This is a genomic window from Aeromonas allosaccharophila (assembly GCF_016026615.1).
GTDB classification, from domain to species: Bacteria; Pseudomonadota; Gammaproteobacteria; order Enterobacterales; family Aeromonadaceae; genus Aeromonas; species Aeromonas allosaccharophila.
In genome coordinates this window covers 4,318,824-4,336,149 of the sequence record NZ_CP065745.1, presented here as the reverse complement: position 1 = coordinate 4,336,149, position 17,326 = coordinate 4,318,824, and the positions used below count along the sequence as shown (strand labels likewise).

General features: G+C 59.8%; 15 protein-coding genes and 7 tRNA genes. 11 read left to right on the top strand and 11 right to left on the bottom strand.

Annotated features, from left to right (window positions below; genetic code table 11):
- Positions 1-228: 228 nt before the first annotated feature.
- The 5 genes from I6G90_RS19965 (at position 229) to I6G90_RS19945 (ending at position 5,103) form a co-directional block, all read left to right on the top strand.
- On the top strand, positions 229-1,608 hold the full coding sequence (locus I6G90_RS19965) for a UDP-glucose dehydrogenase family protein (protein ID WP_197928906.1): 1,380 nt from the start codon (positions 229-231) through the stop codon (positions 1,606-1,608).
- Positions 1,605-2,618, top strand: coding sequence for an NAD-dependent epimerase (locus tag I6G90_RS19960; RefSeq protein WP_197928904.1), 1,014 nt, complete (start codon positions 1,605-1,607; stop codon positions 2,616-2,618). The genes I6G90_RS19965 and I6G90_RS19960 overlap by 4 nt, the downstream gene beginning before the upstream one ends.
- Before the next feature lie 332 nt (positions 2,619-2,950).
- Positions 2,951-3,139, top strand: coding sequence for a hypothetical protein (locus I6G90_RS19955; protein WP_197928902.1), 189 nt, complete (start codon positions 2,951-2,953; stop codon positions 3,137-3,139).
- 155 nt (positions 3,140-3,294) lie between these two features.
- Positions 3,295-4,152: a lytic transglycosylase domain-containing protein gene (locus I6G90_RS19950; protein WP_111809180.1), complete on the top strand. Its 858-nt coding sequence runs from the start codon at positions 3,295-3,297 to the stop codon at positions 4,150-4,152.
- 120 nt (positions 4,153-4,272) lie between these two features.
- Positions 4,273-5,103, top strand: a complete 831-nt coding sequence (locus I6G90_RS19945) for a phosphorylase family protein (protein WP_197928900.1) — start codon at positions 4,273-4,275, stop codon at positions 5,101-5,103.
- 104 nt (positions 5,104-5,207) lie between these two features.
- On the opposite strand, the gene I6G90_RS19940 is transcribed toward I6G90_RS19945, so the two are convergent.
- Positions 5,208-5,717, bottom strand: coding sequence for a YgjV family protein (locus I6G90_RS19940; RefSeq protein WP_197928899.1), 510 nt, complete (start codon positions 5,715-5,717; stop codon positions 5,208-5,210).
- A 57-nt stretch (positions 5,718-5,774) separates the two neighbouring features.
- The gene (locus I6G90_RS19935) at positions 5,775-6,350 is read right to left on the bottom strand and encodes a Crp/Fnr family transcriptional regulator (protein WP_197928897.1); all 576 of its coding nucleotides are present in this window, start codon (positions 6,348-6,350) and stop codon (positions 5,775-5,777) included.
- 242 nt (positions 6,351-6,592) lie between these two features.
- On the opposite strand from I6G90_RS19935, the gene ettA reads away from it, so the two are divergent.
- The 3 genes from ettA (at position 6,593) to I6G90_RS19920 (ending at position 10,292) form a co-directional block, all read left to right on the top strand.
- Positions 6,593-8,260: an energy-dependent translational throttle protein EttA gene (gene ettA / locus I6G90_RS19930; protein ID WP_197928896.1), complete on the top strand. Its 1,668-nt coding sequence runs from the start codon at positions 6,593-6,595 to the stop codon at positions 8,258-8,260.
- Positions 8,261-8,353: 93 nt separating this feature from the next.
- Entirely contained in the window at positions 8,354-8,683 is a 330-nt protein-coding gene (locus tag I6G90_RS19925) for a hypothetical protein (RefSeq protein WP_058053579.1), read from the top strand.
- Between the two features lie 265 nt (positions 8,684-8,948).
- Entirely contained in the window at positions 8,949-10,292 is a 1,344-nt protein-coding gene (locus I6G90_RS19920; RefSeq protein ID WP_042059992.1) for an NCS2 family permease, read from the top strand.
- Positions 10,293-10,465: 173 nt separating this feature from the next.
- Here the strand turns inward: I6G90_RS19920 and gltX are convergent, their stop codons facing one another.
- A complete protein-coding gene (gene gltX / locus I6G90_RS19915) occupies positions 10,466-11,881 on the bottom strand; it encodes a glutamate--tRNA ligase (RefSeq protein ID WP_197928894.1) in 1,416 nt (471 codons plus the stop codon).
- Between the two features lie 274 nt (positions 11,882-12,155).
- Here gltX and I6G90_RS19910 point away from each other — a divergent pair, with 274 nt between their 5' ends.
- The 3 genes from I6G90_RS19910 to I6G90_RS19900 all read left to right on the top strand — a co-directional run bounded on the left by I6G90_RS19910 (position 12,156) and on the right by I6G90_RS19900 (position 15,509).
- Positions 12,156-14,258, top strand: coding sequence for a methyl-accepting chemotaxis protein (locus tag I6G90_RS19910; RefSeq protein WP_197928892.1), 2,103 nt, complete (start codon positions 12,156-12,158; stop codon positions 14,256-14,258).
- A 99-nt stretch (positions 14,259-14,357) separates the two neighbouring features.
- The gene (locus tag I6G90_RS19905; RefSeq protein WP_197928890.1) at positions 14,358-15,026 is read left to right on the top strand and encodes a LysM-like peptidoglycan-binding domain-containing protein; all 669 of its coding nucleotides are present in this window, start codon (positions 14,358-14,360) and stop codon (positions 15,024-15,026) included.
- Positions 15,027-15,299: 273 nt separating this feature from the next.
- Complete coding sequence (locus I6G90_RS19900; protein WP_042010507.1) at positions 15,300-15,509, top strand: cold-shock protein; 210 nt, start codon at positions 15,300-15,302, stop codon at positions 15,507-15,509.
- Positions 15,510-15,874: 365 nt separating this feature from the next.
- Here the strand turns inward: I6G90_RS19900 and I6G90_RS19895 are convergent.
- The 8 genes from I6G90_RS19895 to orn all read right to left on the bottom strand — a co-directional run bounded on the left by I6G90_RS19895 (position 15,875) and on the right by orn (position 17,308).
- Positions 15,875-15,950 (bottom strand) — tRNA-Gly (locus I6G90_RS19895).
- 24 nt (positions 15,951-15,974) lie between these two features.
- Positions 15,975-16,050: transfer RNA gene (locus tag I6G90_RS19890), tRNA-Gly, on the bottom strand.
- Positions 16,051-16,088: 38 nt separating this feature from the next.
- Positions 16,089-16,164, bottom strand: a tRNA-Gly gene (locus I6G90_RS19885).
- Positions 16,165-16,188: 24 nt separating this feature from the next.
- Positions 16,189-16,264, bottom strand: a tRNA-Gly gene (locus tag I6G90_RS19880).
- Between the two features lie 25 nt (positions 16,265-16,289).
- Positions 16,290-16,365: transfer RNA gene (locus I6G90_RS19875), tRNA-Gly, on the bottom strand.
- Positions 16,366-16,396: 31 nt separating this feature from the next.
- Positions 16,397-16,472, bottom strand: a tRNA-Gly gene (locus I6G90_RS19870).
- Between the two features lie 36 nt (positions 16,473-16,508).
- Positions 16,509-16,584: transfer RNA gene (locus tag I6G90_RS19865), tRNA-Gly, on the bottom strand.
- Positions 16,585-16,762: 178 nt separating this feature from the next.
- The gene (gene orn, locus I6G90_RS19860) at positions 16,763-17,308 is read right to left on the bottom strand and encodes an oligoribonuclease (protein ID WP_042656672.1); all 546 of its coding nucleotides are present in this window, start codon (positions 17,306-17,308) and stop codon (positions 16,763-16,765) included.
- Between the last annotated feature and the right edge of the window lie 18 nt (positions 17,309-17,326).

The window sequence follows — 17,326 nt, the reverse complement described above, 5'->3', positions numbered from 1 at the left end:
GAAGTAAAGAGAGAGTGTCTGTCGCCTGCCGTTGCGGGCGGGCTGCGAGCCCTGTCCACAGGGCTTCGTTATGGGGTCCAGTCTATTTTTTGTGAAAAGGATCACAACAGTCAGGCTGAACGCCCCATTCTGGTGCCTGTCATCTGGCATTGACACCCGCTGCACCAAGATGCAGCATGCCGCGGTTTAACCGCGCCATCCCCCCATTCACAGCACGAGGCACTTTTCATGAAAGTCACCATTTTTGGCACAGGCTATGTCGGGCTGGTGCAGGCCGCCGTTCTGGCCGAGGTGGGCCATCAGGTCTGCTGCGTGGATGTGGATGATGAACGGATCGCCGCCCTCAGGCTGGGGCAGATCCCCTTCTACGAGCCAGGGCTGGCCCCGTTGGTCGAGAGCCATCTGGCCAGCGGCCGCCTGAGCTTTACGGTCGATCCCGCCATTGGCGTGGCACACGCCGACCTGCTGTTGATCGCCGTGGGTACACCAGCTGACGAGGATGGCTCGGCCGATCTGCAACATGTGCTGGCGGTGGCCGACACCATAGGCCGACTGATGAGCCGCCCCAAGCTGGTGGTGACCAAGAGCACTGTGCCGGTCGGCACGACGCAGCAAGTACGAGAACACATTGAGCAGCAGTTGGCCGCCAGTGAACTGCCCCTCGCCTGCGAGGTGGCGGCCAACCCCGAGTTTCTCAAGGAGGGGGCGGCGGTCAACGACTGCATGCGACCGGATCGCATCATCATCGGCTGTGACAGTGAGCGGGCACTTGAGCAGTTGCGCGCCCTCTACGCCCCCTTCAACCGTAATCACGACCGGATCGTGGTGATGGATCTGCGCAGTGCCGAGCTCACCAAGTACGCCGCCAACGCCATGCTGGCCACCAAGATCTCCTTTATGAACGAGATGGCTGCCCTCGCCGAGCAGTTGGGGGCCGATATCGAGGCGGTGCGCCAAGGGATGGGGGCCGATCCCCGCATCGGTTACCACTTTATCTACCCGGGCTGCGGCTACGGCGGCTCCTGCTTCCCCAAGGATATCAAGTCATTGCGTCATACCGCGGCGAGTGTCGGCTGCGACGCCCCGCTGCTGGCGGCGGTCGAGCAGGTCAACCAGCGCCAGCAACAGAAGATGGCGCAAACCCTGCTGACCCGCTTCGGCCCGGATCTGCGCGGCCGCACCTTCGCCCTGTGGGGACTGGCGTTCAAACCCGGCACCGACGACATGCGCGATGCGCCGAGCCGCCCGCTGCTGGCCGCCATCTGGGCTGCCGGTGGCCGGGTGCAGGCCTTTGATCCCAAGGCGATGGCACGCGCCCGCCAGCTTTACGGCCAGCGGCCGGATCTGCTGCTCTGCCCCACTCAGGAATCAGCGCTGGAAGGGGCCGATGCCCTGCTGATATGCACCGAATGGCAGGCGTTTCGCGCCCCCGATTTCCAGCAGTTGAAAGCCCTGCTCAACCAGCCCGTCATCATCGATGGCCGCAACCTCTATGACCCGCGCCAGCTCAGCGAGATCGGGTTTGACTATCACGCCATCGGGCGGCCACATCTACCCGCCAAAAAGCAGCCAGCCAACACCAGCTGCAACCCGGAGACCCAACCATGATCTATCTGGTCACCGGCGTCGCCGGTTTTATCGGTTTTCATGTGGCCAGCCAGCTCTGTGCGGCAGGCCATCAGGTGGTGGGGATAGACAACCTCAACGACTACTACGAGGTGAGCCTCAAGGAGGCGCGGCTGGCCCGGCTCAAAGCCCTTCCCCGTTTTCACTTCGAGCGAGTGGATCTGGCGGATCGCGAGGCGATGGCGACCCTGTTTGCCAGCCATCGTTTCGAGCGGGTGATCCATCTGGGGGCGCAGGCGGGAGTACGTTACTCCATCGACAATCCGTTCGCCTATGCCGACAGCAACCTCACCGGCATGCTAACGGTACTGGAAGGGTGTCGCCACCACGGTATTCAACACCTGATATACGCCTCCTCCAGCTCGGTCTATGGCATGGGGGATCAGATGCCCTACTCCACCGCGCAGCAGGTGGATCACCCCGTCTCCCTCTACGCCGCCACCAAGAAGAGCGGCGAGCTGATGGCCCACGCCTATTCGGCGCTCTATGGCCTGCCCACCACCGGGCTGCGCTTTTTCACCGTCTACGGCCCCTGGGGCCGGCCCGACATGGCCATCATCAAATTCACCCGCGCCATCCTCGCGGGGGAGCCCATCGACGTGTACAACCACGGCTATCTCAGCCGAGACTTCACCTTTATCGACGACATCGTCGCGGGGATCCTCGCCGTAGCCGATCAACCTCCCCGACCCAATCCTGACTGGCATGCCAGCGAGCAGAGCTCGGCCGAGAGTGCCGCTCCCTACCGCATCCTCAATATCGGCAACGGCCAGCCGGTACGACTGCTCGATTTTATCGAGGCGCTGGAAGAGGCTCTCGGCAAACCCGCCATCAAGCGGATGCTGCCGATGCAGGCGGGCGATATGCACGCCACCTGGGCCGACAGCGAGCCGCTGCACACCCTCACCGGCCTGCGCCCCGCCACGCCCCTCAGGCAGGGGGTCGCCGAGTTTGTCCGCTGGTATCTCGACTACTACCGGCCCGCTCCCTGACAATGCTAGGCAGCCCCTCGGTCATTGATGAGTTAATCCGGTATCACTGGTTTGCCATGGGTTTTAGGATGGCTGAACGCACTGGCAGCATGGGCTTGTGGGGCGAACGAATGTTGTGAGGGGCGTCGAAAGGCGGCACCGGATGTTCAATTGCCAGCGGCAACAGCCAGCCCAGAGGACGGAGATAACGATGAAAAGTGTGATAACACCACGGATTGGCAGCGGCGCAGCGCGATATACTCAGCGCGCTCTGTGCCACCCGGGAACAACTCCCGACCCCAGGCGCTCTGTCCGTGGCCACGCAACACCCCCATGACGACAAGGAGCCACCCATGATCCGAACCCTGCTTTTGAGCGGCGCCGCCATTGCGGCCTATGCCCTGCAACAGAGCCACGAGCTGTTTCCCCTGCTCAGCCTGCTGGCCCTGCTTTCACTCTGGGTTGCCAGCGAAATTGGCAGCTTCTATCGCGCGCTTCCTCCCGCCGTACTGGATGAGCAGGAGTATCACCACGACTTCTAAACGACCGAAAAGCCTCGATAAACGGCTCGCTCGCCATTGGTTCCATACCGTTTTGATCTCTGAAATCCCCGGGCTATAACAACAGGATCCACTGGATTCGTGGCGATAGCAGCCATGTTCCTCTATATCTTCTGTACTCAAACAGGAGATAACCCATGAGGCACATCAGCGAAAACGGACTGTTTTTGCTGCTTTTTTTGTCGTTGTTACTGGCAGGAATGCCGTGGGCGATGGCACAGGGCAGGGATTTCAGGCAAGCCCCAAGGGCGCTGACGGCGATCAAGCAGGGCCAGGCGGCCCAGCAAAACGGTCATCTGCAAAAGGCGATCGCCCTCTACTGTGTCGCGGCCAGCACCGGCAACCCCGAAGGGTACTTCCGGATCGGCCGCCTGCTCGCCACCGGTCCCGCCTCGGTGCGCAGCGCCAAGCTGGCCAACAGCTATCTCGCCATGGCGATGCGCCTTGGCAACCAACAGGCCGCCCGTTACTACAACGCCCGCATCGGCAATGCCCCTATGGGGGATCAGTGCGGCATCGGGATCCGTGGCGGTCAGGGGGGCTATCTGGCGCAGCTCCCCTCCACCCCCTTCAATGTCGACTCCTGGGTTGCGCGCCAGCCACCCGCCAAGCAAAAACTGGTCACCATGCTGCGCCACGCCGCCAAACACCATAAGGTGGATGCCCGGCTGGTGCTGGCGATAGCCATCGCCGAATCCAACCTCAACAGCCGCGCCGTTTCACCGAAGAATGCCCAGGGGCTGATGCAGTTGATCCCCGAGACCCAACTGCGGTTCGGGGTGACCCGTCCATTCGATCCGGCCCAGAACATCAAGGGCGGCGTCACCTATCTCAAGTGGCTGGATCGCCGCTTCGATGGCGACTGGGTGCTGATCTCGGCGGCCTACAACGCCGGGGAAAAAGCGGTGGAACGCTATGGCGGGATCCCCCCCTATGACGAGACGCAGGAGTATGTAAAACGGGTGCTCTACTTCGCAGGACACAAACAACCCTGATCCCTATCACCAGAGCGGGCTCCAGACAAACCGTTCTATTTACAAAACAATTAATAATTTGCGCAATCGTTTGCCCATGAGTAGAATCCGGCGCTTTCCCGCAGTCCTGACAGGTAAAACATGAATTTCTTTAAACGGTTGATGTGTCTGATCGCACTGTTTTGCGCCCCCTTCACCCACGCTTCCAACCCCGCATCCGCCCCCATCCTGATCCAGGGTGCGATGGACGTTGAGGTCGATACCATGGTCGCCGCCCTGCAAGAGAAACAGGCGCTGACTATCGGCGCATGGACATTCTGGCAGGGCACGCTGGCTGGCTATCCGGTGGTTATCTCCCGTACCGAGGTGGGTCTGGCCAATGCAGCAGCCGCCACCACCCTGGCCATCGAGCGCTTCAAGCCTCGCCTCATCATCAACCAGGGCACCTCGGGCGGCCATGATCCGGCGCTTCATCGCGGTGATATCGTGATCGCCACCAGGAGCTTCAACATGGGAGCCTATCGCAGCGATCTGACCCCGGTAGAACAGGGCGTTGACCCAAGCAAATGGCACAACTTCGAGGTGACCATGCGACTGCGGGAAAACGGCAAGCTGGTGGAACACACCTCGTTCGCCGGTGACCCCGAGCTGGTTGGCCGCGCCCTTGGCATGGCCGACCGTTATCAGCATGGTCGCGTGGTGGCAGGCATCATCGGCACTGCCGACGAGTGGAACCGTCAGGTCGCCCGCATCAACTGGCTGCACCAGACTTACAACACGGCTGCCGAAGAGATGGAAACCTCCTCCGCCGCCCTGGTGGCCGAAGCCTACAAGGTGCCCTTTGTCGGGATCCGGGTGCTCTCCAACACCGACCTCCATGGCGAGGAGTTTGATCCGCAAACCGCGATCCACTGCCAGCAATTCGTCATCGACTACACCAAAGCCCTGATCAACAGCTTTAATAAGGCTTGATAGTGTCAGAGAGGCCGCCGCAATGGCGGCCTCTCTGTCTTGTCACCTTCCAGCCCCAACCAGACCGCAACCCTCCATATACCTCTCAAGTCAGTCAGCCACAATCACCAGTAGACAGCCACCTTGCGCCCGTAGTGACGGTAATACCCCACCAGATTGCTGACCAGAAACAGTCCCTCCATCAGCGCCGCCACCGGTGAGCCCACCAGCAGGTTGTTGCCCAGCCAGCAGATGGTGCCCAGCAGCATCCAGCGCCGCAGCTGGCGATCGTCGGGGCAAAACGCAGCCCGGGTTTGCAACAGGCTCGCCAGCAGTCCGATCCATGAAAGCAGGCCCTGATAGGTCGCCAGCGCCGCTGCACAGGCCAACCCCATGAAAAACCATATCAAGATGCGGCGAACCAGCCAGATACTGACCAGAAAGCGCACGCTGGCCAGCAGCAACAGGCTGGCGGCCGACCACTGCCCGAGCAGGGCAAAGTGACCGGCATTGAGCGCGCAGGAAAGGGCCAGACAGGCCAGGATCCTGCGGCGCTCCCGCAACTGAAACGACAACAGATCGAGCAACAAGGCCAGGCTCACCACCAGTTGCGACCACAGAAACAGCGACATCATCCACCCCTCGTCCGTCATTTGGATGGCGTAGCATGAAGTGGCAACCGGCAGGTGGCATTAACCCGTGTTAATGCGCTTGCGGATCCGTGACAGGGTGACCGGGCTGATGCCGATGTAGTTGGCGAGCTGCACCTGAGTGAGCCGCGCAGGCCAGTGGGGGAAGGTGTGGCAGAGCTCCCGATAACGCTCTTCGGGGGAGTGGAGCAGTAAAAACGCCTCCTTGCGCTCCTTGTAACCGAGCTGCTGACGCAGCAGGGCCATGCAGACCGGCTGCCAGACCGGCTCATCCAGCAGGGCGATCGGCACCCGCACAACTTGCAGCTCCGTCAGCGCCTCCAGCTGATAGCGGGCGGGCGACCCGGTGAGCCAGCTGTCGTAAAGCAGGCAGAGCTCCCCCTCGAAGTAGAACTCCTTGCAGCGCTCCTGCCCGTCCCGGGTGTAATGGCAGGCACGGGCGATGCCCGTTTCGATATAGAAGGCAGCCTCCTGTTCGGCCCCTTGCGCCAACAGCACCTGACCGGCTCGCAGCGTCTGCCGTGGCAAACGCTGACAGAGGGCTTCGCTCAGGGCGGCGTCCAATCCCATGGCACACAAAAAGGTGGCAAGCAGGGGGGCTTGAGGAGATGGGTTCATGAGGGCTCCGGAACAAAACGGCAGCCCACATCATGCCCAAATTGCACGACTGATGCAGCAAGGCGTGACTCTGTTGGCAAAGGGGGGACATAGCCGGGTGCCGCCTTTGCCCCCCCTCGTCCGTTGGTTTACAATCGACGGGTTTTTTGGAACCCGGTTGACCTGTGTCGACCTGGCCCCACCACGACATCAGTCTGTTAATGCCAAGACATTAACCTGCTGAAAAGGAAGAGAATTAGCCAATGGCTCAATTTATTTACACCATGAACCGGGTCGGCAAGGTAGTGCCGCCCAAGCGTCATATTCTCAAGAACATCTCCTTGAGCTTCTTCCCGGGCGCCAAGATCGGCGTGCTGGGTCTGAACGGCGCCGGTAAATCGACCCTGCTGCGCATCATGGCGGGCATCGACACCGAGATCGAAGGGGAAGCCCGTCCGCAGCCCGGCATCAAGATCGGCTACCTGCCCCAGGAGCCGAAGCTGGATCCGGAGCAGACCGTACGCGAGGCGGTCGAAGAGGCCGTTGGCGAAGTGAAGCGCGCCATGGCCCGTCTGGACGAGGTCTATGCGGCCTACGCCGACCCGGATGCCGACTTTGACAAGCTGGCCCGCGAACAGGGCGAGCTGGAAGCCATCATCCAGGCTCAGGGTGGCCACAACATGGAAAACCAGCTGGAGCGTGCGGCCGATGCCCTGCGCCTGCCGGCTTGGGATGCCAAGATCAAGCACCTCTCCGGTGGTGAGCGCCGCCGTGTGGCACTGTGCCGTCTGCTGCTGGAAAAGCCGGACATGCTGCTGCTGGACGAACCGACCAACCACCTGGATGCGGAATCCGTGGCCTGGCTGGAGCGCTTCCTGCACGACTACGAAGGCACTGTAGTGGCCATCACCCACGACCGTTACTTCCTCGACAACGTGGCGGGCTGGATCCTCGAGCTGGACCGCGGCGAAGGTATCCCGTGGGAAGGCAACTACTCCTCCTGGCTGGAGCAAAAGGACGCCCGTCTGGCGCAGGAAGCAAGTTCCGAAGCTGCCCGTCGCAAGTCCATCGAGAAAGAGCTGGAGTGGGTTCGTCAAAACCCGAAAGGGCGTCAGGCCAAGTCCAAGGCCCGTATGGCTCGCTTCGAAGAGCTCAACACCAACGACTACCAGAAGCGCAACGAGACCAACGAGCTGTTCATTCCGCCCGGACCGCGCCTCGGCGACAAGGTGGTGGAAGTGGCCAACCTGCGCAAATCCTACGGTGATCGGGTGCTGATCGACGATCTGTCGTTTGCCATTCCGAAAGGGGCCATCGTCGGCATCATCGGCCCGAACGGTGCCGGTAAGTCGACCCTGTTCCGCATGATGTCGGGTCAGGAGCAGCCGGATTCCGGCGCCATCACCCTGGGTGACACAGTGGTGCTGGCCTCTGTCGATCAGTTCCGCGACAGCATGGATGACAAGAAGACGGTATTCGAAGAGGTCGCTGACGGTCAGGATATCCTGCGCATCGGCAACTACGAGTTCCCGAGCCGCGCCTATATCGGCCGCTTCAACTTCAAGGGTTCCGACCAGCAGAAGCGGGTTGGCGAACTCTCCGGTGGTGAGCGCGGTCGTCTGCACCTGGCCAAGCTGCTGCAGACCGGCGGCAACGTGCTGCTGCTGGATGAACCGACCAACGATCTGGATATCGAAACCCTGCGCGCCCTCGAGAACGCCCTGCTGGAGTTCCCGGGTTGCGCCATGGTCATCTCCCACGACCGCTGGTTCCTCGACCGTATCGCCACTCACATCCTGGACTATCAGGACGAGGGCAAGATCGAGTTCTTCGAAGGTAACTTTACCGAATACGAAGAGTGGAAGAAGAAGACCTACGGCGCCGAGGCGATCCAGCCCCATCGCGCCAAGTACAAGCGCATCACCAAATAAGGCTGACTGCGTGTTGAGGGGAGCTTCGGCTCCCCTTTCTATTTCCTTTTAGCTTACAATCCAAGACGGATGCCTTTGCATGGATGTAGCACGATGACGACCCCCATAGAGAAAAAACTCACCATCCAGATCCGGGTTGAACCGGGTTGCCTCGGACCGGATGGCAAGGCGCACATAGAGACCTTCTGTGCCGCTGCCGCCAAAATTTTTGCCGCCGTGGAGCCAGAGCTGGTGAGCTGGGTGCTGATCCCCCGCTACGACAAGCAGCTGCCGGAGCAGGAGTTCTTTATCGAGGGGCGCAAGCTGACCGAAGAGCAGGCCAGTCTCTTTCTGCGCCGCTTCGGCCGCGAGCTGGGTGAGGTTCAAGACCGGCTCGACTCCGTGCTGGCCCAACTGGTCGAGCGCTACTTCAAGACCCTTTAAGCCCCCTCTTTTCGATAAAAGGTTCTCTGCTGAGAACCTTTTTTTATGCTCAAAAAAGCAAACGTTTGAATTTTTGCTCTATTCATTGATCTGCTTTGCAGATCCAGGGTTTGTAAACGGCGCCGCCTGTGTAAAAATGTGCGCGCTGTCACGGTATCAGGACGAGTCTGGTTACTTAACCGCCAGAAACAGGGCAATTTACCCCGCATGGATGGGATAGCCCGTTCCCCTGCTGCTTATTTCACGTCACCTATTGGAATCCAACATGAATCAACAACACCAAGCTGCCAATCAGGCCGCCGGGCAAGGATTGCTTGAGCGCCTGTTTGCCCTGCAAGGCCATGGCACTACCGCCCGCACCGAAGTGATCGCTGGCATCACCACCTTCCTGACCATGGTCTACATCGTGTTCGTCAACCCGCAGATCCTCTCTGCGGCTGGCATGGACACCCAGGCCGTGTTCGTCACCACCTGCCTCATCGCCGGTATCGGCAGCATCCTGATGGGTCTGTTGGCCAACCTGCCGATCGCCCTGGCCCCCGCCATGGGCCTCAACGCCTTCTTCGCCTTCGTGGTGGTCGCGGGTATGGGCTACTCCTGGCAAGTGGGCATGGGCACCATCTTCTGGGGCGCCATGGGTCTGTTGATCCTCACCCTGCTGCGGGTGCGCTACTGGCTGATCGGTAACATCCCGCTCACCCTGCGGGTCGGCATCACCGCCGGTATCGGTCTGCTGATCGCCCTGCTCGGCCTGCACAATGCCGGTATCGTGGTGGCCAGCCCCGCGACTATGGTGACCGTGGGCAACCTCACCTCCCTGCCCTGCCTGCTGGGTCTGCTCGGTTTCTTCCTGATCTGCATCTTCTCTGCCCGTGGCGTTCACTCCGCCGTGCTGATCGCCATTGTGGTCACCACCACCCTCGGCTGGCTGTTTGGTGATGTCACCTTCAAGGGCTTTGTCTCCATGCCCCCCAGCATCGAGCCGGTGTTCGGCCAGCTGGATCTGATGGGTTCGCTCGACATCAGCCTGGCCGGGATCATCTTCTCCTTTATGCTGGTCAACCTGTTCGACTCCTCCGGCACCCTGATTGGCGTCACCAACCGCGCCAAGCTGGCCGATGATCGCGGCCACTTCCCGCGCATGAAGCAGGCGCTGATGGTTGATAGCGTCAGCTCCGTCGGCGGCGCTTTCATGGGCACCTCCTCGGTCACCGCCTTTATCGAGAGCAGCTCCGGCGTCGCCGTCGGCGGCCGCACCGGTCTGACCGCCATCATCGCGGGTATCCTGTTCCTGCTGGCCATCTTCTTCTCCCCGGTTGCCGCCATGGTACCGGCCTATGCCGCCGCTGGCGCTCTCATCTATGTTGGCGTGCTGATGTGCTCCGAGCTGACCCGGGTCAAGTGGGAAGATCTGACCGAAGCGGTCCCGGCCTTCATGACCGCAGTGATGATGCCGTTCAGCTTCTCCATCACCGAGGGGATCGCCGTCGGCTTTATCTCCTACTGCGTGATGAAAGCAGGCACCGGCCGCTGGCGCGAAATCAACCCATGCGTGCTGGTGGTCGCCCTGCTGTTCGTGCTCAAGTTCGTCTGGGTCGACAGCCACTAAGCGGCACTCTGCCCCAATAAAAATGCCAGTCAGCTGACTGGCATTTTTATCCCCCGACTTGCTATCAGCCTGTACGCTGGCCATAAAAAAATCCGAAACCAGTGGTTTCGGATTTTTGCTATTCAGCATGTGGCAGAGCAGGGAGATCTCCTCGCCTGCCACCTCGGCAGAACTTACTCGGCAGCCATGCGGGCTTCGATGTAGGCCAGTGCGCGGTCGATACGAGCCAGTACGCGCTCTTTACCCACCAGAGCCATCACGGCGTCGATACCAGGGGACTGACCCAGACCGGTCACGGCTACGCGCAGCGGCATGCCGACCTTGCCCATGCCCTGACCCAGCTCGGCGGCAGTGGCTTCAATCAGCTCATGCAGCGCTTCGGTGGTCCAGCTATCCAGTGCAGCCAGCTTGGCCTTGGCCAGTGTCAGCGGCTCGGCAGCGACGCCGCGCAGATGCTTCTTGGCTGCCGCTTCGTCGATCGCCTCAAAATCTTCGAACAGATAGCGGCTCTGGGCTGCCATCTCGACCAGGGTGTTGCAGCGCTCGGCCAGCAGGGTCACTACTGCTGGCAGGGCAGGGCCCTTGCTGGTGTCGATCTTCTGGTTTTCCATATGCCAGGCCAGATGCTTGGCCACATATGCCGGATCCAGGCTGCGCATGTAGTGGTTGTTCAGCCACAGCAGCTTGTCGGTGTTGAAGGCGGAGGCGGACTTGGAGATGGCATCCAGGCTGAACAGCTTGATCATCTCATCCAGAGTGAAGATCTCCTGATCGCCGTGGGACCAGCCCAGACGCACCAGATAGTTCAGCAGCGCTTCCGGCAGATAGCCGTCATCGCGGTACTGCATCACGGAGACTGCACCGTGGCGCTTGGAGAGCTTGGCGCCGTCGTCACCCAGGATCATGGAAACGTGGGCAAACTCAGGTACCGGCGCGTTCAGTGCCTTGTAGATGTTGATCTGGCGCGGGGTATTGTTGATGTGGTCTTCACCACGCACCACGTGAGTGATCTCCATATCCCAGTCATCGACCACTACGCAGAAGTTGTAGGTCGGCGCGCCATCGGTACGGCGAATGATGAGATCGTCGAGCTCGGTGTTGGCGAACTCGATGCGGCCACGGACGTGGTCATCAAACACCACGGAACCTTCGGTCGGGTTGCGGAAACGAATCACGTGCGGCGCATCGGCCGGGTGATCGTGAGCCGCATCGCGGCATTTGCCGTCATAACGGGGCTTCTCGCCGCTGGCCATCTGGCCTTCGCGCAGCGCTTCCAGACGCTCCTTGGAGCAGTAGCACTTGTAGGCGCGGCCATCGGCCAGCATCTCGTCGATGATGCCATTGTAGCGATCGAAGCGCTTGGTCTGGTAGTAGGGGCCCTCATCCCAGTTCAGCTCCAGCCATTCCATGCCCTCAATGATGGCGTCGATCGCCTCCTGAGTGGAACGTTCCAGGTCGGTATCCTCAATACGCAGCACGAACTCACCGCCCTGGTTCTTTGCAAACAACCAGGAATAGAGTGCGGTACGGGCACCGCCGACATGCAAAAAGCCGGTCGGGCTGGGAGCAAAACGGGTTTTGACTTTCATCTTTAAGCCTTGTGTAGAGGGCCTTGGGCCAATTCGTTAGAAAAAACCGTCGCATTTTAGCACCGACCATCGCGGATGGGAAAACCATGACGCCATTGCGGGCTAAAGTAGGGGATTAAATCTGTCACCATTTTCCTCTGTAGCCCGATATTTGAAGAGGATCGCAAAACAGAAGCCCCGTTTCCGATTTGCTATGCACAATGCTGGAGAGCTGCCTCCTCCGGTCGATACTCAGATAACGCTCACCACACTTCTCACGCACAAGGAAGAGACGATGCAGTTCCGTTCTATCCAGAATCGCATTCTAGTGATGGCCGGGATCGCCATGACCGCAGCCCTGGTCATCCTGATCCTGCTCAACCAATACTCCGGCCAACAAACCCAACAACTGACCATCAGCTCCAGCCGTGAAGCGCTGCAGCAGGAGGCATGGCAGAAGGTCAGCGCCAACGCCCGCGCCGAAGCGGCCACCATCACCCAACTGTTGCAAAAGGGGCTCTCCTACACCCAGCAGATGGCGAGCGCCCTCGCCCTGCAACAGCAAGGCAAACTGCCGCTGGATCGCCAGCAGGCGACCGACCTGCTCAAGGCGCAACTGGCGCTGGAACCACAGCTCTATGGTGCATTCGCAGGCTTCGAGCCCAACGGTTTTGACGGTCAGGATGCCGCCTTCGCTGGCCAGACGGCGCTGGGCAGTGACGACAAGGGGCGCTTTGTGCCCTACTTCTATCGCGACAAGGATCAAATTGGCACCGATCTACTGCTCTCCATCGAAAAAACCGATCCGGACGAATTCGGCAATCCCGCCAACGACTACTACGCCTGCCCGAAACGGGAAGGTCGCTCTTGCCTGATCGATCCCTTCAAGGTGGACATCAACGGCCAGCAGGTGCTAGTGAGCACTATCACCACCCCCATTCTCGTGGACGGTCAGTTCAAGGGGGTAGCTGCGCTAGACCTGGCGGTGGACTCCATCAGCCGTCAGGCCAAGAGCCTCAACAGCAACATTTATGACGGCCAGGGAGAAACCCTGATCGTCAGCGCCGCTGGCGTCGTTACCGGCACCAGCGGTGATGCCAGCCTGCTTGGCAGCCGCGCCGACAAATTGCTCGGCAATCAGTGGCAGCAGTACCTGAAACCGGAAGTGCAGCGTCAGGAGCTGGACGAATCATTCCGTATTTCAGTCCCCATCATGGTGCCGGGGATGAGCCGCAACTGGGCCATCATCGTCACCCTGCCCTACAAGGTGGTGCTGGCCGGGGCAGATCAGCTGGAGAGCCAACTCAACGAGATGAACCGGGCCGCCGTGACCCAACAGCTGGTCGGAGCCTTTATCGTGCTGGTGCTGGCGCTGGCGACCATGCTGGTGATTGCCCGCAGCATCACAGGCCCTATCCGTCAGATGGTCAGCCTGGTGGATGACATCGCCGATGGCGAAGGGGATCTCACCAAGCGCCTCGCGACCCGCTCGGTGGATGAGCTGGGGGATCTCGCCAAGGGCATCAACCGCTTTATCGACAAGCTGCAAGGGCTGCTCGGGGATGTGCTGAAAACCGCCAGCGAGGTGAACCGCCACGCCTGCGACACCGATCGCATCGCCGGTCAGACCGACATCAACCTGCAACATCATCAGGCGGAGATGGAGCAGATGCTGACCGCGGTACAGGAGATGTCCTACGTCAGTCAGGAGGTCGCCACCCACGCCAACAACACCGCCGACTCGGCCAAACAGGCGCAAGGCGCGGCGGATCAGGGCAAGGAGCGCTTCCAGCAGGTGATCCAGTCGATGCACAAGGTCGCGGCAGAAGCCGGCAAAGGGGCCGAAGTGGTCGAAGGGCTGGCTCACGACAGCGCCCAGATCACCAGCATCCTCACCGTCATTCAGGGGATTGCCGATCAGACCAACCTGCTCGCCCTCAACGCCGCCATCGAGGCAGCAAGGGCTGGTGAACAGGGACGCGGCTTTGCGGTGGTCGCCGACGAGGTGCGCAAACTGGCGGGCAATACCCAACAAGCGGTGCAGAACACTCAGGAGTTGATCGAGAAGATCCGCCAGAGTTCCAGCAATGCGGTCAACGCCATCACCCAGAGCCAGCAACTGACCCATCAGGCGGTGAGCGAAGCGGATCTGGCGGAAGAGGCGCTCGGCAGCATCTACAAGGCCATCTCCACCATCAACGACATGACCTATCAGATCGCCTCCGCCGCCGAGGAGCAGAGCTCGGTTTCCGAAACCGTCTCCGGCAACCTGTCAAAAACCAACGCACTGGCCAACGACATTGCTCAGGATGCGACCGAAACGGCCAAAGCCAGTCAAGCATTGCGTCAGGCGGCCGACAAATTACAGCAATTATTGGGTCAATTTCGTCTCAGCTGATAATTTTCCTCTCGCGGACTCTCCCCCTCGGGGGCGAGTCCGTTTACCATAGGCAACGAATTTGCCTGATGGCAGGCAATGTAGTGAGAGGTAAATGCCGTGCCCACCCCGGACCGTCGCCCACGAGGCCATAACAGACGAGCCCAGCAGCGTCGCCAAGACGAATCACAAGGATCCCTGCTCCATCGCATCAATGCCGCGACCCTGTCCCTGCGCCAACGTTTTGGCCAAGGGATGAGCAACCTTGGTCAACGCCGCCAGGATGCCAAAGCAGGCAAATTCAAACTGTCCAGCCCGCTGCCCCGCAAAAACACCATAGGTCTGCTGATCCTGGTCCCGCTCTGGCTGCTGGTGCTGGCCTGGGAGCCGGCACCGTCAGCACCCAAAGCCGCCCCTTCCGGCTCGCTGGAAGTGCCGCTGGCCGTGCCTGCTCAGGCCCTCACCGTCGGTAACGGCGCGGCAGGCAGTGCGCCTGCGGCAACCAAACCGGTCGAAGAGAAGGTCAACGGCACCTGGCTGCAACACGATGTGCAGGCTGGTGAGACCCTCTACTCCATCTGGCGCAAATTCGAGTTGCCGGGTGCCGAGCTGAGCCGCCTGATCGCCATCGAGGGGCCGGATCGCCCGCTGACCCGCCTGCAATCGGGCCGCTCGGTCTTTATTCTGGTGGATGACACCCGCCGCATCCAGCGGGTGGAGATCCGCTCCTACGGTCAGGCGGTCTACCGCTACGACCGGCAGGGTGAAAGGTTCGCCCTCAAGGAATAACAACACGGGAGGCGCTGGCCTCCCGTTTTTTTCGGTCAAATCTCTTCAAATAAGCTACTGACTTCACAATATTTTTAGCTTGTTCAAAAAACGAAAGGGGTCAAATTGACAAGGATCGGCGCTAACGTACAATCGATTGTGCTTTAGACAGGGATTGTTCTACGTGCTACTGGGACAAATAGACGTGGTCAGTCATGAGCCAACCCCTGCTTGCAAGGCAAATGCAGCCCAGCACGGGCTTAGTTTCATTTTGTTATTGATAGGATTTAGCACATGTCTGACATTCGCACCGGCCAGGTAAAATGGTTCAACGAAACCAAGGGTTTTGGCTTTATTGAGCAATCTCAGGGTCCGGACGTTTTCGTTCACTTCTCCTCCATCCAGAGCACCGGTTTCAAAACCCTGGCTGAAGGTCAAAAAGTCCAGTTCACTGTGACCCAGGGCCAAAAAGGCCCCCAGGCTGAGAACGTTACTCTGGTCTAAGCCCGCGCCAGTGAATCATGCAGGAGGAGCCAAGGCCCCTCCTCTTTTTTTGCCCGTAATTTACCCTCTCCGGTCACCACCGCTTGTCTCGTTCAGCCCACAGAGTGAGCCCCCGCATGCCCTTCCTGTTGACAGAAGACTGCTGAAACGCGCGGAGTAAACGCCAGATACGACAAAGCATCGCTGCGCGATGTGATGGGCAATTTCGAATATGAATTGGTGTACTTCGAGGAGAGTGATTTGGAGCGAGAAACGAGACTTGAACTCGCGACCCCAGCCTTGGCAAGTACGGACCATGCTCTACCAACTTGGTGTGGCAATGACTGTCTTGAGAGATTGGATTGGTGGACGTCAAGGAGAGAGATTGGAGCGGGAAACGAGACTCGAACTCGCGACCCCGACCTTGGCAAGGTCGTGCTCTACCAACTGAGCTATTCCCGCAACAGAATGTCATTTGCAAGTGATTGGAGCGGGAAACGAGACTCGAACTCGCGACCCCGACCTTGGCAAGGTCGTGCTCTACCAACTGAGCTATTCCCGCAACGGAATATCACTTACATATATCTACCAGAAACTGTTTGGAGCGGGAAACGAGACTCGAACTCGCGACCCCGACCTTGGCAAGGTCGTGCTCTACCAACTGAGCTATTCCCGCAACAGATTGTCATTCGCAAATGATTGGAGCGGGAAACGAGACTCGAACTCGCGACCCCGACCTTGGCAAGGTCGTGCTCTACCAACTGAGCTATTCCCGCAACGGAATGTCATTTGCAAATAGATTGGAGCGGGAAACGAGACTCGAACTCGCGACCCCGACCTTGGCAAGGTCGTGCTCTACCAACTGAGCTATTCCCGCAACAAATTGTGTTCGAAGGTGCAATGATGATTGGAGCGGGAAACGAGACTCGAACTCGCGACCCCGACCTTGGCAAGGTCGTGCTCTACCAACTGAGCTATTCCCGCATCGGGCTGGACTGAACCAGTTTCATCATCACTTATTGGAGCGGGAAACGAGACTCGAACTCGCGACCCCGACCTTGGCAAGGTCGTGCTCTACCAACTGAGCTATTCCCGCAACTACCTTAAAACAGGCCGTACAGCATTTGGTTGCTTGCGCTACTGTACGGGAGCCGAATTATAAGAGCAGACATTCCAATTGCAAGGGCTTTTTTGTCTGGTTGCGCGCGTTCGCTCAAAAGCTGGCCGAACTGTCGATTTTAGCAACCAAACCGGGGCAACTCCTTGCCAGTGTCTCAGATCTTGAAGACGTGGCTGCGATAGAAGCGCAGTTCGGCGATCGATTCGCGGATGTCATCCAGTGCCTGATGGGTGCCACTCTTGGTGAACTGATCCAGCAGCTCCGGCTGCCAGCGACGGACCAGCTCCTTGATGGTGCTGACGTCCACGTTGCGGTAGTGGAAGAAGGCTTCCAGCTCGGCCATGTGCTTGACCATGAAGCGGCGATCCTGACCGATGCTGTTGCCACACAGCGGGCTGGTGCGCTCCGGCACCCACTGACGGATAAAGTCGAGGGTCTCGGCAATGGCCTTCGCCTCGTCGTGCTGGCTCGCCTTGACCCGGGCCACCAGACCGCTCTTGGTGTGGGTGTTGACGTTCCAGTCGTCCATCTTGGCAAGCTCTTCATCACTCTGATGAATGGCGATGACCGGCCCTTCGGCCAGTACGTTCAGATCCTTGTCGGTGACGATGGTGGCGATCTCCAGTACCACGTTCTGTTCGGGGTCCAGACCCGTCATCTCCATGTCGATCCATACCAGGTTCTGCGCGCTGACTGTCATGATTGCTCTCTCTATTGG

What these genes read in the sequence shown, in the direction of transcription:
- I6G90_RS19925 (WP_058053579.1), top strand. Translation starts at nt 8,354, where the DNA reads ATGACGACCCCCATAGAGAAAAAACTCACCATCCAGATCCGGGTTGAA.
- I6G90_RS19965 (WP_197928906.1), top strand. Translation starts at nt 229, where the DNA reads ATGAAAGTCACCATTTTTGGCACAGGCTATGTCGGGCTGGTGCAGGCC.
- I6G90_RS19960 (WP_197928904.1), top strand. Translation starts at nt 1,605, where the DNA reads ATGATCTATCTGGTCACCGGCGTCGCCGGTTTTATCGGTTTTCATGTG.
- I6G90_RS19935 (WP_197928897.1), bottom strand. Translation starts at nt 6,350, where the DNA reads ATGAACCCATCTCCTCAAGCCCCCCTGCTTGCCACCTTTTTGTGTGCC.
- ettA (WP_197928896.1), top strand. Translation starts at nt 6,593, where the DNA reads ATGGCTCAATTTATTTACACCATGAACCGGGTCGGCAAGGTAGTGCCG.
- I6G90_RS19940 (WP_197928899.1), bottom strand. Translation starts at nt 5,717, where the DNA reads ATGATGTCGCTGTTTCTGTGGTCGCAACTGGTGGTGAGCCTGGCCTTG.
- orn (WP_042656672.1), bottom strand. Translation starts at nt 17,308, where the DNA reads ATGACAGTCAGCGCGCAGAACCTGGTATGGATCGACATGGAGATGACG.
- I6G90_RS19945 (WP_197928900.1), top strand. Translation starts at nt 4,273, where the DNA reads ATGAATTTCTTTAAACGGTTGATGTGTCTGATCGCACTGTTTTGCGCC.
- I6G90_RS19900 (WP_042010507.1), top strand. Translation starts at nt 15,300, where the DNA reads ATGTCTGACATTCGCACCGGCCAGGTAAAATGGTTCAACGAAACCAAG.
- I6G90_RS19955 (WP_197928902.1), top strand. Translation starts at nt 2,951, where the DNA reads ATGATCCGAACCCTGCTTTTGAGCGGCGCCGCCATTGCGGCCTATGCC.
- I6G90_RS19910 (WP_197928892.1), top strand. Translation starts at nt 12,156, where the DNA reads ATGCAGTTCCGTTCTATCCAGAATCGCATTCTAGTGATGGCCGGGATC.
- I6G90_RS19950 (WP_111809180.1), top strand. Translation starts at nt 3,295, where the DNA reads ATGAGGCACATCAGCGAAAACGGACTGTTTTTGCTGCTTTTTTTGTCG.
- I6G90_RS19920 (WP_042059992.1), top strand. Translation starts at nt 8,949, where the DNA reads ATGAATCAACAACACCAAGCTGCCAATCAGGCCGCCGGGCAAGGATTG.
- gltX (WP_197928894.1), bottom strand. Translation starts at nt 11,881, where the DNA reads ATGAAAGTCAAAACCCGTTTTGCTCCCAGCCCGACCGGCTTTTTGCAT.